A 25,070-nucleotide genomic window follows, 5' to 3' on the forward strand; every position below is an offset into this window, starting at 1 on the left:
TTTGAAATATTAAGCTCCTTATCAGGTGTATTGATATACATATCAAATAATGATTCTCGGTTAATATATAAAAAAGCCAACCCAATGGGTTGGCTTTTTTATATTGCTATAGATAGTAATCTTTGAAACTCAGAGGACATCTGTTATGCCTAGCATTTATAAAGGCCCTATAATGTCTCCATTTAATATCCCTTACACCTATCTAGCAGAAAAGGCCAAAATGCAGTGCAAATTGGCCTTTTCTTTAGAATTTTCGAAAGGATTAACCTTCTGTTTCTTCTGTGTTTTCTTCAGCAGCAGCTTCTTCGATAGCTTCTTCTGCAGCAGCTTCTTCAACTGGAGCATTTTTAGCAGCGATAGCAGCAGCTTTGTCTTCTTTTTTCTTAGCTTCAGCAGCTAATGCAGCTTTTTTAACTGCATCTTTAGATTGTGCTAAGCCAGATTTTTTACCTTCGATTTTCGCGTCGTTTCCTTCAGTCCAAGCAGCGAATAATTCTTCTGCTTTAGCCTCATCGAAAGCACCTTTTTTCACACCACCTTGTAAGTGTTTTTTGTAAAGAACACCTTTGTAAGAAAGGATAGCGCGAGCTGTGTCAGTAGGTTGTGCACCATTGTTCACCCAATTTAATGCTCTATCGAAATCTAAGATGATAGTTGCTGGGTTAGTGTTCGGGTTATAAGAACCGATACGCTCAATAAATTTACCATCACGTGGAGCACGTGCATCTGCTACTACTACATGGTAAAAAGGTTTTCCTTTTTTACCGTGTCTCTGCAATCTGATTTTAGTTGCCATGTTTTTATTTTATTTTATGTATTCAACATATCCCCCGTTGCTACATGCAGGAAGGGACGCAAAGATACAAATATTTTATTTACTAAAAAGCTAAATATCAAAAGATTGTTATATCTAAGTCGCTCGTTAACACCAGCATAGCGATGCTTAGATCCGATAGGCAGCCTATTTCGTAATTAATTTGAGGATTAAAGCGATATTGACGATATTCAACCTCATTAATCTGCATTCATTGCTATGTCAGGAAAAGCACCTCTAAAAATCGTAAAGGCTTCTGCCGGATCGGGAAAAACATTCAGTCTAACAGTTCATTACCTTAGTTTATTACTTGCCAAGGAAAGCAACTATAGAGAAATCTTAGCTGTCACTTTCACCAACAAAGCGACAGCGGAGATGAAAGATCGAATCCTAAGTGTACTCCATGGATTAGCAATCGCAGCCCCTCACCTCGACATAGAAAGCTACCGCAGCCAAATATTGTCCCAATTTCCAGAATGGGATAGGAACACCTTACAAGAAAAAGCGTATCGTGTATATCGGCGCATCCTTCATGACTACAGTCATTTCTCTGTAAGTACCATCGATGGGTTCTCTCAAAAAGTAATCCGCAGCTTTACATACGAGCTCAATCTGGATGCAGCTTATGCTATAGAAATGAATACCAACAAGGTAAAGAAGGATCTGACAATCATGCTAAACCAGCTATTGGACGAAAAACCAGAACTCTTGGAATGGATTATTTCTTATGCCGAGCAAAAGATCGCGAACAATGAGAATTGGAACTATAGGCAGCAATTGATGTCGCTTGCTGGACTAATATTCTCAGAGAATTTTCAGGAGTTCGATGCCTATTTGTTAGCTGCAGATACGAATCAAGTCTTTAATTTATTACAGAAAGAAATCGGCGAGAAATCGCAAACCTTTATAGCCGCCTTCTCACAAGCAATAGAAGCTTTCAGAACCACTTTCAATTCCTTGGGTATTGATGAGTCAGACATGAAAGGAAAGTCACGAAACAAGCTTGTATCAGCCGCTAAAACGGATAGCAACCTCCATAAGGTCAATGAAGGTGAATTACAAAAGATCTTTGATAAGTACCTACTTCTTCTGGACAATGATGAGGCTTTTACAGACCAAAACAAGGAAGTACGATATGATTTGCAAATCGGTATCCAACCAGCACTTCAAACTATCTTCAATATACACCAATTGTTTCCAAGCTTTATCGCTTATAAAGCGGTTGAAGCAAACTTGTATTTCCTACGTCTACTAAAGGAAATGAGTGACTTACTAAGCCTTTGGCGCAAAGAACATGCATCGCAACTTATTTCAGACTCTCAAATTCTACTCAATAAACTAGGGCTTGATGAAAACAATGATCCAACGTTTATTTGGGAGAAGATTGGCAATCGATATAATTATTTCTTGTTCGATGAATTCCAAGATACGTCAAGAATACAGTGGAAAAACTACAGTCCGCTCTTGCTTAACGCTCTTGCAAATGCGCAAGGTAAAATTAGTGAACACCTTATCGTAGGTGATGTGAAACAAAGTATTTATCGCTGGCGAAATGGAGATTGGAGAATATTATTGCAGCAAGTAGAACAACAAGTCAGTGATTCGTTTCACTTGAACGAGCAGTCCAAGCTACAATTTATTGAACAGGGCGCTTTATTGACCAATTATCGAAGCCTTCCGAATATTGTTAAGCTGAATAATTACTTATTCAGTAGTATACCAAACCTAATGCAGCAAGTACTAAACGAGCAAGTGCTAAGCACATTGAATAATGAAGGTAAAGCATGGTGGCATTCGACAGGCAATGATCAAATGTTGATAAAAGCATACGAGGGAAGCCAACAAGAATTACCAGCACATTTATTGAATGAATCAGCAAATCAAGGCTCTATCGAAATCTCTCTTCTTCCTGTTGAAAACGGCATGAGACGAAGAAACCAAGTGGAAGAAGCATCAATTGAAGCGCTTTGTGAGAAAATTGCTGAATGGATAAGCACCGGGCGTTATAAAGCATCTCAAATTGGAATTCTTGTTCGCAGCAATGCACAAGCGAGAATTTTAATACAAGAGCTGATGGATTATAAGAATACACATCAACTAACTTATGAAGTGATTTCCGGTGATGCTTTAACACTCGTGTCCAACCAAGCCATTTTGTTACTCATTGAAACTTTTAAAGCATTAGTATATCAATCAGATAAGCATGTTGTTCAACTCGCTAATATTGCTTACCTATTTCAATTAAGTAAGGGGGAGTCTACTTTCAATCAAAGCTATTGGTTGAAATTTAGACATAACGAAATTGAGGAACTACGAGGTTTAATTCCCGACGAATTAATCGACCAATGGGATGCTCTTCAAAAGATGCCATTGATTCATCTTTCTGAAAAACTAATTGAGATTTATTCTTTAACAAAGGACAACAGCATACACCTTCCCTATCTACTTGCCTTCAAAGACATAATCAGTTCTTTTTCCGCAATGGGTGAACGCGGCCTTATCCAATTCTTAGAATATTGGTTAGAGGATGGCGAAAAGGCTGTGCTACCTAGCAATGGAAAAGTTGATGCAATTGAAGTAACAACGATACATAAGTCAAAAGGACTTGCTTATGATGTTGTCATGCTACCATTTTGTTCTTGGAGCTTGGATGGTATGACTCGAGGCGACTTTTGGATCAATGTAGATAATAGCCCATTCGCTATGCTCGGAAAAATTCCAATCAAATACAGTAAAACACTTGGAAATTCTATCTTCTATCAGCAGTACTATGAAGAAATGCTTTTTAATTATATGGACGCTCTTAATACCTTTTATGTCGCCAACACGCGAGCGAAGCAACATCTTTACCTGTCAGCGCCACAGTTTAAGCCTGATGTAGATAAGAAAACGGGAGAAATAAAAGGATATATCGCTAGCAACGAATACATTTCTGATCTTTTAATCGAAGCGCTGACAGCGGATGAGGCGGTTTTTAAACTTGAGAACAATCAGATTAATATCCAAAACATTATTTCTGAAGATAAAAAAAGCAACAAAAAAGACAGCGATTTTATTGCCTTGAATCATTACCCAATTTCAAATGTTTTAGAAAAGGAATGGGAGCACGCGACTAGCCGTAGTATAAACAATATTCTCATGATGGAGAAAGCTGCCCAATATGGTGTGCTAGCCCATGAAATTATTTCAGAGGCCGCTCAAGAAGAAGATATCGATCGACTCGTAGACAAGTTTATACAAGAAGGTATTCTACCAATAAGCGATAAAGAAGCCTTACTTCTTGAGATTCACGAAGTCTGGAATCAACCATTAATCAACTCTTGGCTAAAGGGAGACTATAAAATCTGGAATGAAGCAAGTATCCTAACAGCAGAAGGAGAAACAATACGTCCAGATAAAGTTTTTACTAGCCCAACAAGTACCATTGTGTTAGATTTTAAATTTACACAAGGCGACTACGTAGGCCACAAAGCCCAAGTGGACAAATACATGAAGGCTATTCGTAATGTTGGTTATGAAAATGTCAAAGGTTACCTATACTACGCCAAATCAAAAGAATTAGTCGAAGTAATTTAAAAATTAGCACGATGAACAAAGCATTTCTACGTTTAGTAGCAGAAGATATTCAGCATCGATTCGATAAAGACATCAGTGATATTGCGGTAGTCTTCAATAATAAAAGGCCGATAACCTATTTGAAAAAGCATCTAGTGGATGTTTATCAACAGGCTATTTGGTCACCCCAATTCTATACTATTCAAGAATTTTTGAGCCTTTCAAGTTCTAAGATACAAGCATCGACAATTAGTCAATTCTTCTATTTATATGAAATTCATAATGGTATGTTAGCTCAAGAAGGACTTGAGCCCGAGACATTAGAAGAATTTTATCCAATTGCTGAAATTATATTAAGTGATTTCAGCCAATTAGACTACGACTTAGTAAATATTAGCCATATATTTTTGGAATTGTCGGACAATACGGAAATTGAACTCGCATTTCAACATTTTACACCCGAGCAGCAATCCTTTATTCGACAGTTTTGGCAATCTTTTAGCATACAAGGGCATACAAGTGTTCAAAAAAGGTTTTTACGTCTTTGGCGAAGACTGCCAAGATTATATCAAGCCTTTAAAGAACGCATGCACTCGGAAGGACAAACGAATTACCCCACTATTTATAGAGATTTAGCCGATGCAAAGGCCGAGAATAACAACTTTGTTGACCAGTTCAAACAGGTGCTATTTGTTGGCTTTAATGCGCTAAATAATGCTGAAGCAAAACTCTTTAAGCAATGGCAAGAGCAAGAAAAAGCAATCTTTTACTTTGATGCGGATGCGCATTACCTAGATGACAAACTGCAAGAAGCGGGTCTTTTTATCCGACGTAATATATATCAATCTGGCCTAACCAATGCTTTTGGCGATGTACCTAATATCCTGGGTAACCGTCGAGACGATGTCCATGTTTATCAGAGTTTAGGCAAGATTAGTGAAACGAAATTACTTTACGACCTTCTTCTCAAGAACCAAGATGACTCAAAGACTTCTGCAATTCTTCTAGCCGATGAGGGTTTACTCGTACCTCTACTACAAAGTCTTCCCTTTACCGATGTTAATATAACGACTGGTTATCCCCTGATACAATCTCCAATTTATGGCTTGCTAGATCTTTGGATGAATGTTCAGATCTTAATATCCCAACAGAATAAAGAAAAGATCCCCTATCAGCTACTTGAAACCTATTTAACACATCCGATGAGCAAAGTTGCCAAACAGCAAAGGCAACTTATTCAATCCGAATCTGCAGAAAAACAACTGTTTGAAATTGATGTCAAAGATATTGATGTCAGTAGATCCATTCTTCCTCACTTTTTCAGAAAATTACCGAAGGCGGAACAAGTAATTCCTAGCTTAATCACTATAGTAGACAATCTACTGCTTTCATTAGCAGAAAACGACCGAATACGACAAATCGAATCTAACTTACTGATGGAAACGAAGAAAGTACTCAATCAGCTATTATTAGGATTCAGCAATTTGGGGCAACTCAGTATTGGTTTTCAAATTGGATTAATTCGGAAAGCATTAAGCCCAATTAGCTCAGCTATTGAAGGTAACCCATTAAAAGGTTTACAAATTATGGGACTGTTAGAGAGCCGATGTTTAAACTTCGATCAAGTCTATATATTGGGTGCAAATGAAGGAATTCTTCCTAAAACATCAAACTCACCAACATTTCTACCAAATAATCTTAGGAAAGCATATGGGCTTCCAATCTTAGAAAATCAAGATGCGCTGTCGGCCTATTTATTTTATCGCCATTTTCAATACAGCAGCGATATCAACCTTTTCTATAATGCCGTTGTCAATGAGAGTAGTTCCGGTGAAGAGAGCCGCTTTATCAAGCAGTTGGAATTTGAAACAAATTTTAATTTTGTCAAGTATACGCAGCAGCAACCCTTACAGTTTCCGACTCAACCGCAAGAATTGATTATTTCTAAGGATGGCGAGATCTGGAATAAATTGTATAGTAGCTTTATCAAAAATGGGAAACGCATCTCTGCATCCGCATTTACAAGCTACCTTCAATCCCCGCTACAGTTTTTCTTAAAATATGTCGCCGATATTAAAGAACCACCTTCCATCAGTCAGGAATTCGAAATGAATAAACTTGGAACAGTTATTCACGAAACTATGGAAGAGCTATTGACACCATTAAAAGCAGCGAACGACTTCGTATCCACCGAATGGTTAAAGGACAAACTTGAGATCGCCGAACAGGTTGTATTAAAACAAATTGGAAACGAATATTTGAGCAGTTTCAACGCAATCGAAGATCTCAATAGCTTACAGAGAATCATGCATAAAATTGCTACGGAATATGTGAAAATGTACTTACAATATGACATCGATCAATATCAAGCTATTCGAATTGTAGAGCTTGAAAATACGGAGGATTATATTTTAGATTTTCCAATTTCTATTAATGGGAAAATAGAAACAGTAAGCTTGTATGGGATTATTGACCGAGTTGACGAAGTATTGACCTATGATGGACAAACTAAACTACGAATTGTCGACTATAAGACTGGATCCGACACCGTTTCTTTTCGTAATATGGATGTTGTCTTTGCGGCAAACACAGAAAACAAAGCGCTTGTACAGACCTTGTTTTATGCATTCGTGTATGAGCAAGTAAGCGGATTAAAAGACCTTGAACCCCATTTGTATGTTGCGCGTCGTATGCGAGAAGATGGAACGTTATTTAGAAATAACAATGGAAGCCTAGTACTTAGTGATCAAACCCTGTCTGAGCAAAAAGAAGCTTTTGTAGCTTTCTTAAGATCAACTTTAGAGGAATTATTTGATCAAAACGTTCCTTTTAAACATAATCCGAGTGCTACAGTTTATCCGTCCGATCCATTCACACTTTTCTACAAGTACAGTGTGAAAGAATCTGCTGTCGAAGATGAGTAATGGCCTGTCTAATTTTTAAAACTATGGAATTGAAACTCCATAGTAACAAAATAGGCTGTCGCAACGACAGCCTATTTTGTTATTTCCTATATTTCTTAATAGCACGATTTGCTCGTGTTTCAGCAGTTTTTATTTTATAATCTAACCATTTGTCTTTAAATATTTTACGCATGGTGTCATCAAAATGACGCGTTACAAAAAGATTCCTTGCGCCTTTTAATTTTTCTGCAAATGAGTTTGCTAGGGCACGTACGGAAATCGAATAGCCTTCTGTTTCGTATTGAATATAATGCCACCATCCAGCTGGCATATATAACGTTTCACCAGGACCAATAAGCGCCTCATAACCATCTAAGTATTCAATACCTGGATAGTCTGACACATTGCTTTTCTTCAAGTTTGCAATGCTATGGAAATTATAAGGTAATTTATACATTAAGTCTGATTGATCATTCGGGAATAACCAAATACGCTTTTTACCCTGAAATTGAGTAATAAAGACATGCGACATATCAATATCGAAGTGATTACGAGTTGCAGACCCCTCCCCTCCAAAGAACATATATGGCAGCCATTGCAAAACCTTGCCTCCAGTTACGTCATTGTAGATAACATCCTTTTTAAGCTCCGGTCTCAATTTCATCAAATTGAACAAAAACAGACGCAATTCAGTAGGTTCTTTGCTGATGGTATCCAAGTATTGGCCAAAGCTCATTCGACCGATAGGAGGACTCGCAGCATGATTTTGAGACTCTTCCTCGCGTCCATAAACATCGATTTGCTCGTTGCCGGCTATTTCTTTGAAATAATCATAGCTCCATTTGGTCCAACAAGGGCTATCCTTGCTTACGAAATCCTTGATGATAACTGGCTGACCATTGTTCAAATAATCTTTTACAAAGTCATTTGGAGCAATCCCAGAGATACTATTTACAGGTTTTAATTTCACAAGTTTACCATTTACGTATTAGTACAAACATAAAAAAAATATTTCTACAATAAATATTCCCAAAGTATCGCAATTAACATTTTTATCACGATTATTCGGCAAATTATGTAGAAATATTTTTCTAAAAAATGATAACCGTCAGATTCTTAGTACGACCAAAGGTCTTGTTCGTAGTCCATTAGCGACTTTTTTATTCTTTCTGATTCAAACAGGCGCTCCATGTCATCTCCGATATAATCTTTGATGCGTAAATCCTCAGGATTGGACTGTTTGACAATATAACTCGTGAACATACGCTTGATAAAAATATCATCATAACTAAGTCCAGTTGCATCATTGTGCCTATTCATCACCTCTTTATTCACGAGCACATGGCGTGCTTCTGGGAAGTAAACCCAAAAGGCAGGTGTCGCGTCGATTGACGGCATGAAACTAGCTTCTCCAACTGGAGGTAATGCAACATCTGTTTGAGCAGCCGCATTGGTTGTCGTTTCGGTATTATTCTGTGCTGGTGCTGCAAATGGATCAAATGGATCCGCAGCTGTATTAGCACCGCTATTGCCTTCCGTTCCTCCTATCGGCATCGTAATATCTGATGCCCCAGGAATTTGAGGTACAATTAAGGGAGCAATTCCCACAATACGTGCCTCGAAAACTGATCGCTGTTTATCAAAAATCCAATCTTCTTTAATACGGAATTTGACTACTTGTGTCGCATCGAAATCACGTGATTGATAACTTGAGCCAACAACTTCATTATTTTCGTTGAATTCTTCAACCAAAATAGAATCGCCACCAAAACGTGCCATCACTTGATCTGGCGCTAAACGCGTTTTGAAAGAATCGCCATTTGGATCATCTTTCGTAGGTGTTGGGTCATACGCTCTTAATTTACCCGCTTGGATCGCTTCTAAGAGAATATTTATCAAACTGGACTTAGGGGAAGCGAACGCTTGATTCATCTTCTCACGCAGGTCCATTTCGCGCCATACGCGCTTAGAAAATACGATATCCGTTTGACGAATATTAGCATATGGCACCACCTTCCGATTTTCGAAATCCGATTTCACTACATAGCCGTCTACTGGAGGCAAGGTATCAACTGCCTGGATAGGATCAACACTATTATTCAGGTTCTCTTGCTGAGCGGATGCCTGCAAGGAAAAAAATACTGTTGCTGCTAATATTATCTTTTTCATGATACTAATCATCTATATTGATTAATTGGTCACTTGGAAAGTAATCGGATCCAAGTTTTGAGCAACACCGTCAGGACCTACCCCTACGATGTCATAGATCATAACCACTGATCCACTTGTCACTCCAGAAATACCAGTTTTCATCTGGCCACTGAACGTTGCTCCACTCGTTGAGTAAGGTCCAATTGGATCTACACGAGGTTTTGCGATATACATATTGAATTTAGAGATGCTAAACTTCGCATCAAATTCGAAATTATCTAACGAAGCAGCCACAACATTTTGTCCACGAAGTTGTGCCGCAGAAATTCTACCCCCAGTTTTACCCGCAACACGTGCTGTAGGTTTCGGAATACGTTTCACACGGAACTTGGTGCTACTTAACTGTTGCGTCTTATCTCCAATCTTTGCTGATACATTTACTGTTGCCTCACCTGTTGCAGAAACCCGCGCATTATATTTGCCACCAGAACCTGAAATAGAAACCCCAGAGCCCGAAACAATAAGATTCTCACGAGCGATACCTGGTGCAGAAACTGAAATAGGGTTATCAACACCAATATACAATACATTCATTTTATCAGGAGACACAACCGCTGAAGGTCGCGCAACTTGATAAGAGATTGGCTCAGTCTCATAAGTCTTCACTGTACCGTCTGTTTGTTGAACACTCACTAAACCCTTCCAACTAAATACACCTTCTGATGAAGTATTTACAGAATACATACCTTGTCCATCAACAACCTGTAATGCGCTTCCGTTTACAGAAATCTGTGGAGTCGATTTAGAATCGTATGCAGTTAAGAAAACTTTTGCCGTATAAGGCTGTCCTTGAATCAAATAAGAAGTCGGAGCCACTGCTACTGCAGAGAAACGATCTAAATTAACGACCGCTTGATCCATCTTTCCGAAGATATGTTTTACAACTGCCGATTCAGCATTCTTAGCATCAGCACTAATTTTCTCTAAAGCTGTAATCGCTGCCGTCAATGGAATACCATCGCCAAAGTTTGCCTCTTCCCATGTTTTCTTAACGCCACCTCTAGCTTTAGGATCCTCAGCCAATAAGGCAAAATTAACCTCATTGTTTGTAAGTTTCTTTAATTCCGCAGCTGTTTTATTAATTAACTCACGTAAGTCTTTTCCACGACCTTGATTGATCATCAATCTTGGTGCGATATCGACATTACTGCGCTTGCTTACATCCCCAGTACTTTCCTCTAAACCTCCACCCTCTTCTGTAAATAAACGATTATATTCTGCGAGCTTATTCGTTAAGTTGGAAACAAGCTTCTGCGCTTGCTCCGCCTTATCTAAAAGTGGTTTTGCACGTTCAGGGTTCTCTTTCATTTTCGTCTCGCGGAAAGAAAGGAACATATTGTCAATACCAGTCTGTGTATTCTCAGTCGATGTCTTTAAACTATCGCCTAAATTCTTAAAAGCATCCAACAAAGAATCACTTACATTTAATGCTACTAAACCTAGTAGGACTAAATATAAGATTCCGATCATCTTCTGCCTTGGTGTTTCTTTTCTACCTGCCATAAGTCAGTTTGCTATTTTTTTAAATGGTTAAAAATCTAGTTTAAACTTATTATGATCTGTTACCAGATGCAGGGTTCATTGCAGAAAGCATTCCTCCGTAGATGGAATTCAATGATGATAGGTTCTTATTGAACGTGTTTACTTGCTCTTTAAATTGTTGCATATCTGTTGCAGACTCATTAAATGTTTGCAAATCCGCTGCAGCACGCTCAAAAGCATGACTTAATTGCGATGCTCCTGTAGCAGCAGCATTTAATTTATCGGCAAATTGATTCGTCGCCGTAGCTGTGTCTGCTACTTTAGAAATCGCAGCAACCTTATCACCAAAAGAGCGAAGTCCATCACCCAAATTACCTATTAGGTTCTCATCGATCTTTGCGTCTTGCAACAATCTATCTAATGCCGCGGTATTACCAATTGCCGTAGGTTGCGCTAATTGCACCTGTTGTACACTACGTGTTGGCAATTCACCTTTAAAATCTTCGTCTAACTCCGGATAAACGCGCGTCCAATCCACATCCTCTTCGGCAGATAGAAAGCCCATGATAAAGAATAATACAGCTTCTACGGCTAATCCTACGCCGATCATCCATTCCCCACCTTTAAAGTGAAGAATCTTGAACATAAGTCCAATAATCACGACTGAGGCACCCCAGTTGATAAGTGTGTTAATACCGAATCCGAATCTTTTCTTTCTTGCCATCGTTTAAATTGTTAGTAGTTTATGTAGTTAGTTTTGATCTTGTCTTTATCTGCTCAATACTCCTTTATAGGCCAGTACTGTTCTGAAGCCTAAATAAGCTTTCGCAGTATCTTGATATTCATACTGACGTGTTGAATTCTGTAAAAAATAACCAACGTCTTTCCATGAACCACCACGAATAACCTTTCTTTTCATAGTCTCGTGATCTGAAGGCGACGCGTGGTACGTATAGGTCGGGTTCATATCATGAACAAAGGAGTACGCCGATTCATTATAGCTCGACTGCGTCCATTCCGCAACATTCCCCGCCATATTGTATAAGCCATAGTCATTCGGAAAATACGAATATACCGGAGCTGTATAAGCAGCGCCATCATCGATATAATTACCGCGTCCTGGTTTGAAGTTCGCCATTAAACAACCTTTCGCATTACGAGCTGTCGGGCCACCCCAAGGAAATTGAGTTCCAATTTTTCCACCTCGGGCAGCATATTCCCATTGTGCCTCTGAAGGCAATTGATAAGGCGCACGCTCTTCGCGACGCGCATTCCCAGCATTGTTATTGAATAATAATGTTCTCCAAGTATTAAAAGCTTGAGCTTGTCTCCATGTCACTCCAACAACTGGATATTCGTCGTAAGATGCATGTGAGAAATAACTTTCCACTAAAGGTTCATTTTGTGCATACGAGAAATCCGTTAACCAAACCGTTGTATCCGGATAGATTAACATGGTATCTCTTAAGATGAAATCAGAACGTTTCTTCGTGCGATCATTTTTCGCAGCGACAGCCGCTCGTAGATCGTACCACTCGTAATGATAAGTCAACTGACGAACATCTAGTTCACTTTTTCCAAAGATTTTATCCTCACCTTGGTAATACATGTTGTTCAAGCGATCTTGCTGCTCTTGCGATTGTGCATTCCATGGAGAATTTTTTCGCACTTTCTCCCAATCAATATGACGAGCCTCTCCATTTTGTGAGTTCACAAAATAAGATGGATCATTTAAATGATTATAAATCAAAATTGAATCACGAACCCAATTAACAAATTGTCGGTATTCACTGTTCGATATCTCAGTCTCGTCCATGTAAAATGGAGCAATCGTTACCTGTCTGTTCTGTGAGGTTTGCGAGAATGTGATATCTTCATCAGACTGCCCCATGATGAAAGTACCTCCTGGGATCAGTACCATACCATATGGTGTTTTATTTTCTTTCAACCGGTTTAAACGAGTACCAACCAATTCGCCAGAGCTATCTGGTCTATTACATCCAGTGAGTGCAGCCGTTAGAAATAATGCAACCTGGAATAGGCGTTTGAAAGGTTTAAATATCATTATATAATATTATTCAATATAAATTTCAGTAATGAAGATTTGGATAGTATCGCTATCACGAAAGCCAAAAATCTTAAATGGAATCTTATTAAACAAGAAAAATCCAATTCTTTTTCCATTTTATTCATTTGGATATCCAAATAATTAATAATTTGATTCACAGCAAAATTAAACCGATTCGCCTAAAAATCAACTAATATCCTCAATAAAACAACATATTGTAGCGGAATGTTTATACAAATATTCTGCCTAAAAAGAGATATCGAGAATTAATAAAAAGCGAATATACGATTACTGGAAAGGTCGGTTTTGTCACAGAAATCGCATAAATACGATCACAAGTCCAACTATCCCCTTTTTTTCTACTTTCATAAAAAAGGCCTCAAGCTATTCCGCTCGAGGCCTTTTCTAATATTTAACTAAAAAATGCATGATTTGCATTTATTTGCAATGTATCTTATTTGTTCACCATCTTAATATACTGCTCAATTGCCATTGTCATACTTGGTGCATTCGGCGTTGGAGCTGGTATGTCGAGAATCAGGTCATGCTCTAATAAAGCTTGTTGTGTACTTGACCCAAAAGCCGCAACTCGCGTGTTGTTCTGAACGAAATCAGGGAAGTTTTCATATAAAGACTGAACACTCGAAGGACTAAAGAAAACGATAATATCGTAAAATACATCTTTTAAATCCTTAATATCGCTTATCACAGTCCTAAATAAAACTGCGGGCGTAAAGTCATATCCATTCTCCTGTAACCAACGTTGCGTTTCCTCGTTAGCCACATCCGAACATGGAAATAAGAATTTCTCTTTATTATGCTTTTTCAATACGTCTTCAAGATCTTTTGCAGTTTGTTTTCCGAAGAAAATCTTGCGCTTACGATATTGAATATACTTTTGTAAGTAGAGTGCAATCGTTTCAGAGATACAGAAATATTTCATTTCTGCGGAAACTTCAAAACGCATCTCTTCACAGACCCTAAAGAAGTGATCTACAGCATTTTTACTCGTAAAAATAACTGCCGTATGGTCAGAAAAATTTACCTTATCTTTTCGTACATCTTTTGCTGGAACGCCTTCAACATGAATGAATCCTCTGAAATCCAGTCGAAGATTGTATTTCTCAGCTAAGGTGAAGTAGGGAGATTTATCGTTTTCAGGCTTTGGTAAAGTAACAAGGATGCTCTTTACTTTCTTGGATCTTTCTACATCAATCTGCATAAATTCTGTCTTATTTACTAAGTGCTCTAACTAATATTAAAATAGGTGCTAGTTCGAGACTGCAAAGATAAAGAATTAAATAAAAAATAGAAAACTTGAAATTTCCGAACAGGTGGAAAGCAGTCCTGAAAAAGCGGTAAGCGAATAAAATAATTATTAATACAACGTAAACTATTGTAATAATCTGGAAATATGCTACTGGTACAAACAGTAATGCCAAGAGGAAAGGCATTAATAAAAACATACTATTAAAATACACTAAGTACAACACGGCAACATATTCACGCACAATCTTTTCCAACGAAAATATAAAGGAAACAAATCGAATAATTAAGATCTTCGCAATAAATAATACGGCTACGAAAATTGCATTCTTAATAAAATTCTCAAAAGTAAGATAATTTTTGTCGCTAAAACTCGACATAACGAGTACAATAAACAATCCAAGTGAGAGACTAAACAAAGCATAAAGGAAGATATATGGCCAAGAAGTCGCAAGATTATCTTCTTTACTAACCTGTAGCAAAAGTCGCTCTTTATAATACGCATCAACGATTGTACGCAGCTCCATTGGGAATATTATGCGTAAAATCGCTAAAACTAGGAATAAGAAAAAAGCAATACCCAATACCCAAATCGGGCGTTCACTCTTTAGCTTCCCTGTTTGAATAGGCTCCTCTACATCAATTCTTGGAGCACGTTCGACCCCATAAAATAGATCATGTCGGCCGACATGGAGCTGTTTGAAAAGACGCTCTGTTAAGAAATTATTATCTTTTTTTAATCCGGGAATGATTTCAGTATATTTAAATGCCGAATCGAGCGAATCGAGCGCCGTAGGCTGCCTTGCACTCGCACTAACTAACAGTGTATCAGTAGATATCCCTTCTTGATTCGGTAAAGCAGGTAGACTAGCATCAACTTGCTGCGCTGTGCTAAAGAGGACAGCAAAAAAAAGACAAATACTTAATAGCACAACATGTTTCATGAGTGCGTAAAGTTAGAATAAAATAATCGCTTTAGAAATTGAAAAATGAGCAATAAAGAGCTAATACGATGTGGCTGGTGTGGTCACGACGCAGAATATCAATCCTACCATGACGAAGAGTGGGGAAAGCAAGTGAAGGATGATAAAACGCTTTTCGAATTCTTAATTTTAGAATCAGCACAAGCAGGACTTAGTTGGATTACCATTTTACGACGAAGAGCGAACTATCGAAAAGCATTTGCCGATTTTGATGTCGAGAAGGTTGCCCAAATGACCGAGAAAGATCAAGAACGTTTACTTCAAGACAGCGGTATCATCAGAAACAAACTTAAAATTAAGACAACGATAAGCAACGCGCAAATATTTATAAGCATCCAGAAAGAGTTTGGGAGCTTTTACAAGTATCTCTACAGTTTTATGCCAGAGCAAAAGCCGATCGTCAATGCATATGAGGATTACCGCCAAGCACCTGTTTCAACTAGCATTTCCGATGCAATTTCAAAAGACTTAAAAAAACGAGGAATTCGATTTTTTGGAACCACCATTTGCTACGCTTATATGCAGGCCGTAGGAATGGTCAATGACCATATGGTTAGTTGTTCTTTTCGATAAGTTGCGGATCAAACTGCTTATAAATATGTTGTAGGTTACGACATTGACCATTGTAATCAAGGCCATAGCCTACGACAAACTCTTTCTCAATTTCAAAACCTACATACATAATATTATCAAAGGTATACAATAGGCATGAAGGCTTCATTAACAGCGTCGCAACAGAAATACTTGCTACATTCAGGCGCTCTAAAGCCTCAATTGTATGCACTAACGAATTTCCTGTATCGACTATATCTTCTACAATGACAACGTGTCTATCTGTTAAATCCATCCCTACTCCTAACAGTTCTGACACCTTTCCTTGTTCTGTCCCAGAATAAGATGCAAGTTTTACAAAAGACATTTCACAGGGAATATGAACCTGCTTCATTAAATCGGCCATAAACATAAAACAACCATTCAAAACACCAATAAACACGGGATGCTTGTGTTCATAACGAAGATTGATATCGATTCCAATTAATCGAATACGCTTTTGAATTTGATCATAATCAATCATTAATTCAAAATGCAAATCATCTATTACAATATTCTTCATAATTAGTTCTCTTCTTTCTTCTCTATTGGACCAAATAAACGTTCACGAATCGAACGACGCAATTGTTCTTCCATATCCATCTCTTCTGCCATATCTTTAATATCATCAAAAGAGGCCGATGTATCGACAATCCCTTTAGGTCGAGGAGGACGTAAATTCGGCAACAATTCAACCTGGTAAAAGCCGTAATTTGCTGGCACATTCTCGTTATCTAATTGCTGCATCTTATTCATGATATACCCATAAGTATTAAAATGACGTAAAACCCAAGGTTTAAGATGCCCCGTATAGTCAAACGATGAAAGCCCCGTTTTGGGTCTAGGGATTATACTAGATAAGAATAAACTCTCCCCGATGGTAATTTCGGAAGGTTTCTTCCCAAAATAGTAGTTTGACGCTTCTGAGATGCCATAAACGTTTTTACCCCATTCAATCACGTTAAGGTAAATTTCCAACAGCCGATCTTTGCTCACCTGTCCGGATTGCTCCATTAGCCAGACTAATAGTATCTCCTCAAACTTACGCATCATGGTTTTATTACGATTTAGAAACACATTCTTAACCAGCTGCATAGAGATCGTGCTCGCTCCGCGTTTAAACTTTTTCTCTTTAATATTCGTAACAATTGATAATTGGAACGCCTCTAATTCAAATCCTTTATGCTTATAGAAAAATGGATCTTCCGTATTTAATACCGTCTTTTTTAGAATCGATGAGATTTGATTCAATGGTGTGAACTGAGGATTACTTGGACCCACCATAATATCGCGCATTTTTGTCGTATCATTATAAGCCTCATAGATAAACGGTTGATTTAATGCGGCGATATCTGCTCTACCCCACTTCACAATTTTTAGGCTCGAATCGTCTATCTTAGAATTAAACTTTAATTGATCAGGATCATTTAAATCGACTTCGAAATCCATATCATATTGGATATCCCCATCAACCTGCAACCCATCTAGTTGATCAAATAATCCCTTTGGAATTGCATCAAAAAAGTTCTGCGCTTTGAACTTTCCGGTATGAACCGCCAAACTCAGTAATTTTTTCGGCTTACGCGTAAACTTAACGAGTGGTTCAAAAGTGAAGTCCTTTACTTGAACCTTCGTCCCCTCGACAAGCTGAACTGTATTCTCGGAAACATGAAATCCACCAAGCGCAGAAGCTGCCGGCAATATAATTTGCTCCGCAGATAAGCGTCGTTGAAAGACTTTTAAATTCTTGGTTGACCAACCTCCCAAAACCTCCAAAACATCCTTGCCCTTGCGAGAAACATCATCTAAATGAAAAGAAAGCTCATCGAAACTGACCCTCAATCCGAACTTCTTACGTAAGAAAGGGAGTTCTGCATCTTTATTATCGGAAGTGATTTTAACACTCAAGGTTTGTCGGTCAGGATCGACTTCACCACTAAAATTCCATTTAGCATCCTGCTCGTTTAAAAAAACATCAACATCGTAATCTCCGTTATTAATCTCTCCAACAGGAATTCGAACAATTTGTCTTCCTGAACTATCCTGATACGATAAGTTAACGTTGTTTAGGCTTAAATCGCTAGGAACTTTTAGAAAAACTTGCTTGATAAGCCCATCTACAGTTTCCGCTAGCGTTCGACTGCTGCTATCAACTTTCGTAGAATCATTCGCCTTTTTTCTGAATAGAAAATCGTAGTTTGAGGTACTATCTTCTTTGACCAAAGAAATATCCGCATTCTCCATCTCAAGCGAACCAATTTTAATTGTCCCCGAGATTAACGGAAATAATTTAATCGAAACTTTGAACTTATCCATAGCCGCAAGTTGATCTGCAGAATCGGGCACAACGCGGACCTTTTGAAATTCCACGGTTGTCAAACCTGCAAAATCATAGCTCCCGATACGCAAGTCGAGTTGGTAATCCTCTTTCAAATTCTTCTTCACTTTCACTACCGCTTGATCTAACATTTTGCCACGAACTGACAGTCCCCAGAATAATCCGATCATTAAAATCGCAATGATAGAGCCACTGCTAATTAAAAACCATCTCTTTTTGAGGAACGAAAAATCAAGCCTTTTGAACCTTTCTTTTACCAGCATAAATAGAGCGTTACTTCCTTAATAATTCGATAAAAATAGATAAAATTCATTAAAAACATCTTTATGACATGATATTGTCCTTCTTTCCTTAAGTTTGTAGGAATATTATGAAACCATGATTACAAAACAACAAATATTAGATGCTTTGAGTAATGTGGAAGAGCCCGATCTAAAGAAAGATTTAGTGACTCTAAACATGATTGAGAACATCGAAATTCTACCTAATAAGATTAAATTCGACGTCGTACTTACCACTCCTGCTTGTCCTTTAAAAGGGCATATTGAACATGCTTGTCGTAACGCCATTGCATTTTTTGTTTCGAAAGAAGTGGAAGTTGAAATCAATATGACCGCTCGCGTCAAAGCTTCCGAAAATGAACAATTAAAGAATATTAAAAATATTGTTTTAGTTTCTTCGGGCAAAGGTGGTGTAGGGAAATCGACCGTTGCGGCAAATCTTGCTTTAGCACTTTCGCAAACAGGCGCTAAAACAGGTTTATTAGATGCCGATATTTATGGACCATCGGTTCCAATTATGTTTGGTTTAGATGGCGCTCGTCCAGAATCAACACAAACTGCTGATGGAAAAACGAAGATTGTACCCATTGAGAAATTCGGTTTGAAACTTTTATCGATTGGATTCTTTACTGACCCGAATCAGCCCATTCCTTGGCGGGGGCCAATGGCAACATCGGCGATTAAACAGTTATTCAATGACACCGATTGGGGTGAATTGGATTACTTAGTAGTCGACATGCCTCCAGGCACTGGAGATATCCATATTACGGTCGCACAACAGTACCCAATTTCTGGTGCGGTGATTGTAACGACGCCTCAACAAGTAGCCCTAGCAGATGCTATTAAAGGCATGGCGATGTATCAAATGGAAGGTGTAGAAGTTCCAATTCTTGGCGTCGTTGAAAACATGGCATACTTTACGCCAGCCGAACTACCTGACAATAAATATTACATTTTCGGAAAAGATGGAGGGAAACGCCTTGCAGAACAGAACAACGTACCTTTCTTAGGAGAGATAGCACTAGTTAAAGCAGTGGCGGATGCAGGCGATAATGGTTTCCCTGTCTCTCTAGACGGGGACGACCCTGTATCAACATCGTTTAATGAAATTGCAGGCCGCGTGGCGCAAGAATTAAGCATTCTCGCCGCTCGAGCATAAAGTTATAGATTCAAAGAAACAACTGATGGCGACCTAACTGGTCGCCTTTTTCATGTCCAAATTTTCACAAAAAAGTAAAGTGCCTTTTTAAAATGTCCAAGTCTCTTCCATTCTACATCCCTTTCACTTCCCTTTCAAACCCAATACAGATCCATACTTTAACCGATAAGGATAGGACATGAGTCGGATATGATTAAGCTTATGAGTGAACGTGCACAATGTAAATTGCGCAGCTCTACCCAACAAAAAAAGGCCCTGCATAAGCAAGGCCTTTTCTAAATGTTTAGGAAGATTCCTTATTTAACATCCCACCAAACTGGTTTATCAACTGTGATAGAACCTGGGAAATTAGCATTCGTAGTAATTTCACTATTAGGATAAGGTAAACGCAAAGGTTTTAACCCAGCACCTAAAGTACTTGCTACCGACTGAACAAAGAATGTAGGATAACCTGTTCTTCTCCATTCTGTCCAAGCTTCGAAACCTTGGAAACCACACATTGCAAAATACTTCTGTGTGATAATTGCTTTTGTGTTATCTGCAATACTAGTTCCGAATTTCGCATCTGGAGCTGTAGCGATGTAAGCTTTAGCAGCATCAGCAGTTAAACCAGTAGCGTGGAAACTTTCTTCGATACCCGCGTTATAAAGCGCTTCTGCTGATCCTGATCCCCATCCGCGAGTTACCGCTTCAGCTTGTAAGAAGAAGCTTTCTGCAGCAGAGATTAATTTTGCAGGAGCAACTGCTGAGTTGTTATCAGCGCCATTAGCACCAACAAGTGCATTAGGAGCAGATGAAACGTCTTTAGTTACATTGTAAGAACCTTGAGGAATTGAGTTAATTTCAGTAGCCTCTGGTCTTAGTTGATAGAATTTAAAACGACGTGGATCTTTATTAGCAATAAAGGCAGACACTGCAGTGCTACTTGCAACCGCATTTTGTGTTCTTCCTAATCCAAGCATTTCATTATACATCGGGTTCTCATTACCACCAGTGTTCGTATAAGTAATGCTTGCATCTTGCGTTAAGAAAGGAGCTTTAGCAGCATATAATGCTTTAATTCCATTTGCAGCTTTTGTTGAATTAACCGAAGATAGACGCAAATAAGCACGTAAAGCTAAAGTATTTGCAAATGCTTCCCACTGCGCTTTATCACCACCGAAGATCATATCTTGAGATGTTACTTGTTCAGCAGTCTTCGTTTTCAATAATGCTTTACCTTTATCAAGGTAACTGAAGATAGAATCATATACTTCCGATTGTTGAGAATATGAAGGATTCATATATTCTTTACCTTGTAATGCTTCTGACAAAGGAATATCTCCAAACGCATCAGTCGCCATTTGAAAAGTGTATGCTTTCATAATGTAAGCAATACCTTTATAGTATTCTTGACCAACAACTTCACTATTAATAATTTGTTCCGCATTTACCAATGCACTACGGTAGATAATAGACCATGCTCTATCAGTCGCTGTTGTCAATACACGGTACTGATCAATCGTTCTGTATTGAGAAGAAGATGGGTTTTGCGTCCAAAATTGAGCCCAAAAGTTACCATACACTTGAAATGCATTCCCTGTAACTTGACTAGCAGCTGCTTGCACACTAGGCAATAACAAAGATGGAGTTGCTTTATCAGGATTATTCGGATTCTCATTGATATCCAAAAACTTGTTACAGCTAGTGAACGCTAATGTGCTCACTACTGTTAAAACAAGGATCCTTTTAATATTTTTAATATTCATCTTGATTGTAGAATTTAAAATGACACTTTAAGATTGATACCGTAGTTTCTCAAAGATGGTTGCGCAGTAAAGTCAAAACCTTGAGCATTACCAGCACCAGCAGAGTTTACTTCCGGATCTGCATATTTGTTTTCGCTAGGCGTCCAAATAAACAAGTTGTTACCGAATAGACCAATTGAAGCCGCTCCAAATGGAGTTTTGGCTAATTGCTCTTTAGTGAATTTATAGCTAACAGTTAAGTTACGTAGTTTTACATAGCTACCGTCAATTACGTTCACACCTGCTTCCATCGATGGATAGTAATCTTGTTTTTCGTAAGTAACATCTGTATTTACTACTGAGTTACCATTTTGATCAAGAATAACTGAGTTCGGGAAAATTTGACCAAAACGATCACCACCAGTTTCAGCTGATGTACCCACAAAGCCCATAATATCTTTTGTACGAGAGAAGAATACTCCTCCTTGTTTCGTATCAAATAATGCGCTCAATGACCAGTTTTTGTAATTTACATTAGTACCTAAAGATGCCTGGTATTTCGGATTGTATGAACCTAAGTATTGTGCATCATCAGTTACTAAAGGAAGACCCGTGCTACTGCTTACGATTGTACGACCTTGATCATCAGTTTGATTAGTTACTGCGTATAATTGACCGTAAGGTTTACCTACCGCTGCAACGATTGACATTCCAGAGAATCCACCTACACTAACCTGATCGATACCATCTAACAATTCAACAACATTAGAGTTATTCTTAGTGTACGTTCCGAATAATTCCCATGAGAAATTATCTCTTTTAATTGGCGTACCTCTTAATGTTAATTCTACCCCTTTGTTTGTGATTTTACCAGCATTTACTACTGCAAAACCATAACCTGTAGAGTTTGCGATTGGAATTGGTAAGATTTGATTTCTTGACTCATTAGCATAGTATGTGAAATCAACAGATAATCTATTTCTGAAAAATCCTAATTCTGTACCGATTTCAAAAGACTGCGTAATTTCAGGTTTAAGTTCCGCATTTCCGATTGTTGATCCAGCCATCAATGCTGATACATTTCCGAATGGGAAAGTTGTGTTACCAAAACCAGCGTTAATTTCACCTCTTAAGAAGCTACTTACTGTTTGATATGGATCAGTGTCGTTACCTACTTGCGCCCAGTTCGTACGGAATTTACCATAGCTTAGAATATCTTTGTTCTCGATTAACTCAGAGAAAACAAATGATCCACTTACGCTCGGATAGAAGAATGATCTCGCTTTCTTAGGTAATGTTGACGACCAGTCATTACGAGCTGTTGCTTGTAAGTACAAGAAGTTTTTGTAAGCAACATTTAAGTCTGCGTAAACACCAACTAATCTTCTATTTGAAATAAAGTCAGAAATGTTGTTTAATGGACCATTACTGTTATCCAAGTTATATAATCCTGGAACAACTAAACCACCACTTTCGTTAGTCGCAACGTTATTTGTTGTCGACTTACGTTGACGAATATTGTTACCCAACATGATTGAGGCATTCCAATCATCATTGAAATCATGTGTAGCAGTTACCATAAAGTCATGAACGATCTCATTCACATTCATTTGATCAATACGGTATTCACCATTACTTGATTGAATATTATCTTCTGAATAATTACCTGTTACATTATCAGCTGGTAAGAATGAATATCTTGGAGATTCAGTTCTTCTGCGATCAGAATAATTATCTAAACCTACACGTTCTTGGAATGTTAACCATTCTAATGGTTTGTAAGTTACGTTGAAGTTACCCGTGATACGGTTAACATCATTGTAGTTGTTGTGGTTTTCCAATACCCAATAAGGGTTCATCGAATATGCACCGTAATATCCGTACACGTCATTATGAGCAATACCATTAGCATCTACCCATCCGTAAGCATTGTATGGATTTGTTAGGTCTTTTGCACCTACGATATCAATATCGCGAGGAGTTTGCAATAAGTTATTGTAAACAGAACTACCTCCTTGACCACCTCCAACATTGTTAGAGTTAATGCGGCTGTAGTTTACCGAAATTCCTGCACTGAATTTATTCGAGAAATCTGTGTGACCGTTAAAACGAACACCATATTTATTGAAATTATCTTTTTTACCAGGGTAAACACCGTCAGAGTTTAACGCGTTTAAACCTAAATAGAAAGATGATTTATCTGTACCACCTGAGAAACTTAAGTTGTTATCAGACGCAATACCTAAGTCAAAGAAATCACGAACGTTGTTTTTGATTGCTGAGTATGGTTTTTCTTGACGAACACCGTTTATAGATTGTCCCCACTCTTGCATCTCACCTGTGAAAGGAGCACCCCATGACCAGTTTTCTTTAGGATCATTATCAAAAAGCAAATCACCTGCTTTGTTGTAGTATGAATAACCTTGACCGTATTCATTCTGCATTTCAGGTAACTTCAAAATTGAAGACATCGTGTTTGTTGAACTGAAAGTGATTTCGTTCTTAGCACCTTTTTGACCGCTTTTTGTAGTGATGATTAATGCACCATTCGACGCACGTGATCCATATAATGCTGCAGCAGCAGGGCCTTTCAACACCGTTACTGAAGCAATATCATCAGGATTGATATCATTACCACGGTTACCAAAGTCTACACTTGACAATGAAGATGCACCACCAATAACACTTGAGTTATCAATAGGAGTACCATCCACAACGATTAACGCTTGGTTGTTACCAGCGATAGATGAACCACCACGTAATACTACGCGAGAAGAACTACCTGGAGAGTTAGAAGTAGATGTAATGTTTACACCTGCAACTTTACCAGCTAATGAGTTTAAAGCACTTGCATTCTTACCGTCTGTTAATTCATCAGAATTTAACGTAGGCGCCGAATAACCTAAAGCTCTTTTCTCTCTTTTAATAGCATTTGCAGTAACAACAACCTCATCTAGAGACATTTGATCTGCAACTAATTGCACATTAACATTAGTTTGTCCTGCAATCTTAACTCTTTGAGAAGAGTACCCAATGTACGAGAAATTTAACACTGCGTCCGATGCCGCTGAAAGAGTAAATCCTCCATCAACATCAGTCTGTGTAGCGGTATTTGTTCCAACAACAGATACAGACACCCCCCCAAGAGCTTGTCCATCTGTAGATGTAACTTTACCACTCACTTGACGATTTTGTGCAAACGCTACCCCTACCAGGCAGGTAAACACAAAAATAAAGCTGAGTAATTTTTGTTTCATTTTGATTGTAATAATTAAAGTCGTTCGCCGTTAACTGTTAAAAATTGTTAAACGGGGAGCAAATATATATTTTCAATAAAGATTGAACAAGCAAAATGAATTGTTAATCAATTTTTTACGATTTATTCAAAATATCAGCAATTTTTTAAGGTTTTATTAAATATGGTATTAAAAACGGGGGTATTATTGTATTTATGAATAATTACATGGCTTAATTGGATATATTCCGTTTTATCAAAAGTTAAAAAACAGATTAATATAACTACTGATTATCAATACTTTGTGTTTATAAAAAGAAATTGATTAATAAATTCGTAAGAAATTGAGAGATTTAGTGAGATATGCAACTAATTGTAAAAATTAATAGTTTTATACATCCTATATTAATTAATGGAAATTTGGTTTCAGTACTCATTAACCGAATAAAAAACAGAA

16 protein-coding genes are annotated in these 25,070 nt (G+C 38.0%); 4 read left to right on the plus strand and 12 right to left on the minus strand.

Features of this window, described 5'->3' with window-relative positions:
• Positions 1-262 precede the first annotated feature (262 nt).
• Positions 263-796: a 30S ribosomal protein S16 gene (locus tag GFH32_RS15970; RefSeq protein ID WP_153512541.1), complete on the minus strand. Its 534-nt coding sequence runs from the start codon at positions 794-796 to the stop codon at positions 263-265.
• A gap of 237 nt (positions 797-1,033) precedes the next feature.
• Here GFH32_RS15970 and GFH32_RS15975 point away from each other — a divergent pair, with 237 nt between their 5' ends.
• On the plus strand, positions 1,034-4,390 hold the full coding sequence (locus GFH32_RS15975; protein ID WP_153512542.1) for a UvrD-helicase domain-containing protein: 3,357 nt from the start codon (positions 1,034-1,036) through the stop codon (positions 4,388-4,390).
• A gap of 11 nt (positions 4,391-4,401) precedes the next feature.
• The gene (locus GFH32_RS15980; protein WP_153512543.1) at positions 4,402-7,293 is read left to right on the plus strand and encodes a PD-(D/E)XK nuclease family protein; all 2,892 of its coding nucleotides are present in this window, start codon (positions 4,402-4,404) and stop codon (positions 7,291-7,293) included.
• A gap of 79 nt (positions 7,294-7,372) precedes the next feature.
• On the opposite strand, the gene GFH32_RS15985 is transcribed toward GFH32_RS15980, so the two are convergent.
• The 7 genes from GFH32_RS15985 to GFH32_RS16015 form a co-directional block, all read right to left on the minus strand.
• On the minus strand, positions 7,373-8,242 hold the full coding sequence (locus GFH32_RS15985; RefSeq protein ID WP_153512544.1) for a cupin-like domain-containing protein: 870 nt from the start codon (positions 8,240-8,242) through the stop codon (positions 7,373-7,375).
• A 146-nt stretch (positions 8,243-8,388) separates the two neighbouring features.
• Positions 8,389-9,441 carry a gliding motility protein GldN gene (locus tag GFH32_RS15990; protein ID WP_153512545.1) on the minus strand — a complete coding sequence of 351 codons (1,053 nt, stop codon included), beginning with the start codon at positions 9,439-9,441 and terminating at the stop codon, positions 8,389-8,391.
• Between the two features lie 21 nt (positions 9,442-9,462).
• Positions 9,463-10,986 (minus strand): type IX secretion system motor protein PorM/GldM, encoded by a 1,524-nt coding sequence (gene porM, locus GFH32_RS15995; RefSeq protein ID WP_153512546.1) that lies wholly within the window; start codon positions 10,984-10,986, stop codon positions 9,463-9,465.
• Between the two features lie 49 nt (positions 10,987-11,035).
• The gene (gene porL / locus GFH32_RS16000; RefSeq protein ID WP_153512547.1) at positions 11,036-11,689 is read right to left on the minus strand and encodes a type IX secretion system motor protein PorL/GldL; all 654 of its coding nucleotides are present in this window, start codon (positions 11,687-11,689) and stop codon (positions 11,036-11,038) included.
• Between the two features lie 45 nt (positions 11,690-11,734).
• The gene (gene porK, locus GFH32_RS16005; RefSeq protein ID WP_153512548.1) at positions 11,735-13,030 is read right to left on the minus strand and encodes a T9SS ring complex lipoprotein PorK/GldK; all 1,296 of its coding nucleotides are present in this window, start codon (positions 13,028-13,030) and stop codon (positions 11,735-11,737) included.
• A 457-nt stretch (positions 13,031-13,487) separates the two neighbouring features.
• Complete coding sequence (locus GFH32_RS16010; RefSeq protein WP_153512549.1) at positions 13,488-14,255, minus strand: uroporphyrinogen-III synthase; 768 nt, start codon at positions 14,253-14,255, stop codon at positions 13,488-13,490.
• Positions 14,256-14,265: 10 nt separating this feature from the next.
• Positions 14,266-15,243 (minus strand): DUF4271 domain-containing protein, encoded by a 978-nt coding sequence (locus GFH32_RS16015; protein ID WP_153512550.1) that lies wholly within the window; start codon positions 15,241-15,243, stop codon positions 14,266-14,268.
• 45 nt (positions 15,244-15,288) lie between these two features.
• On the opposite strand from GFH32_RS16015, the gene GFH32_RS16020 reads away from it, so the two are divergent.
• Positions 15,289-15,855, plus strand: a complete 567-nt coding sequence (locus GFH32_RS16020; RefSeq protein ID WP_153512551.1) for a DNA-3-methyladenine glycosylase I — start codon at positions 15,289-15,291, stop codon at positions 15,853-15,855.
• On the opposite strand, the gene GFH32_RS16025 is transcribed toward GFH32_RS16020, so the two are convergent.
• Both GFH32_RS16025 and GFH32_RS16030 read right to left on the minus strand, forming a co-directional pair.
• Positions 15,836-16,396: a phosphoribosyltransferase gene (locus tag GFH32_RS16025; protein ID WP_153512552.1), complete on the minus strand. Its 561-nt coding sequence runs from the start codon at positions 16,394-16,396 to the stop codon at positions 15,836-15,838. The genes GFH32_RS16020 and GFH32_RS16025 overlap by 20 nt on opposite strands.
• 2 nt (positions 16,397-16,398) lie before the next feature.
• A complete protein-coding gene (locus GFH32_RS16030; protein WP_228384156.1) occupies positions 16,399-18,381 on the minus strand; it encodes a transglycosylase domain-containing protein in 1,983 nt (660 codons plus the stop codon).
• A gap of 208 nt (positions 18,382-18,589) precedes the next feature.
• On the opposite strand from GFH32_RS16030, the gene GFH32_RS16035 reads away from it, so the two are divergent.
• Complete coding sequence (locus tag GFH32_RS16035) at positions 18,590-19,651, plus strand: Mrp/NBP35 family ATP-binding protein (RefSeq protein ID WP_153512553.1); 1,062 nt, start codon at positions 18,590-18,592, stop codon at positions 19,649-19,651.
• 296 nt (positions 19,652-19,947) lie between these two features.
• Here the strand turns inward: GFH32_RS16035 and GFH32_RS16040 are convergent, their stop codons facing one another.
• Positions 19,948-21,399, minus strand: a complete 1,452-nt coding sequence (locus GFH32_RS16040) for a SusD/RagB family nutrient-binding outer membrane lipoprotein (RefSeq protein WP_153512554.1) — start codon at positions 21,397-21,399, stop codon at positions 19,948-19,950.
• 14 nt (positions 21,400-21,413) lie between these two features.
• Positions 21,414-24,635, minus strand: a complete 3,222-nt coding sequence (locus tag GFH32_RS16045; protein WP_153512555.1) for a SusC/RagA family TonB-linked outer membrane protein — start codon at positions 24,633-24,635, stop codon at positions 21,414-21,416.
• Positions 24,636-25,070 lie beyond the last annotated feature (435 nt).

Source organism: Sphingobacteruim zhuxiongii (genome assembly GCF_009557615.1).
In the GTDB taxonomy this organism is placed as follows: domain Bacteria; phylum Bacteroidota; class Bacteroidia; order Sphingobacteriales; family Sphingobacteriaceae; genus Sphingobacterium; species Sphingobacterium zhuxiongii.

What these genes read in the sequence shown, in the direction of transcription:
- porM (WP_153512546.1), bottom strand. Translation starts at nt 10,986, where the DNA reads ATGGCAGGTAGAAAAGAAACACCAAGGCAGAAGATGATCGGAATCTTA.
- GFH32_RS15970 (WP_153512541.1), bottom strand. Translation starts at nt 796, where the DNA reads ATGGCAACTAAAATCAGATTGCAGAGACACGGTAAAAAAGGAAAACCT.
- GFH32_RS16015 (WP_153512550.1), bottom strand. Translation starts at nt 15,243, where the DNA reads ATGAAACATGTTGTGCTATTAAGTATTTGTCTTTTTTTTGCTGTCCTC.
- GFH32_RS16035 (WP_153512553.1), top strand. Translation starts at nt 18,590, where the DNA reads ATGATTACAAAACAACAAATATTAGATGCTTTGAGTAATGTGGAAGAG.
- GFH32_RS16010 (WP_153512549.1), bottom strand. Translation starts at nt 14,255, where the DNA reads ATGCAGATTGATGTAGAAAGATCCAAGAAAGTAAAGAGCATCCTTGTT.
- porK (WP_153512548.1), bottom strand. Translation starts at nt 13,030, where the DNA reads ATGATATTTAAACCTTTCAAACGCCTATTCCAGGTTGCATTATTTCTA.
- GFH32_RS16030 (WP_228384156.1), bottom strand. Translation starts at nt 18,381, where the DNA reads ATGATCGGATTATTCTGGGGACTGTCAGTTCGTGGCAAAATGTTAGAT.
- GFH32_RS16040 (WP_153512554.1), bottom strand. Translation starts at nt 21,399, where the DNA reads ATGAATATTAAAAATATTAAAAGGATCCTTGTTTTAACAGTAGTGAGC.
- GFH32_RS15975 (WP_153512542.1), top strand. Translation starts at nt 1,034, where the DNA reads ATGTCAGGAAAAGCACCTCTAAAAATCGTAAAGGCTTCTGCCGGATCG.
- GFH32_RS16025 (WP_153512552.1), bottom strand. Translation starts at nt 16,396, where the DNA reads ATGAAGAATATTGTAATAGATGATTTGCATTTTGAATTAATGATTGAT.
- GFH32_RS15990 (WP_153512545.1), bottom strand. Translation starts at nt 9,441, where the DNA reads ATGAAAAAGATAATATTAGCAGCAACAGTATTTTTTTCCTTGCAGGCA.
- GFH32_RS15980 (WP_153512543.1), top strand. Translation starts at nt 4,402, where the DNA reads ATGAACAAAGCATTTCTACGTTTAGTAGCAGAAGATATTCAGCATCGA.
- porL (WP_153512547.1), bottom strand. Translation starts at nt 11,689, where the DNA reads ATGGCAAGAAAGAAAAGATTCGGATTCGGTATTAACACACTTATCAAC.
- GFH32_RS16020 (WP_153512551.1), top strand. Translation starts at nt 15,289, where the DNA reads ATGAGCAATAAAGAGCTAATACGATGTGGCTGGTGTGGTCACGACGCA.
- GFH32_RS16045 (WP_153512555.1), bottom strand. Translation starts at nt 24,635, where the DNA reads ATGAAACAAAAATTACTCAGCTTTATTTTTGTGTTTACCTGCCTGGTA.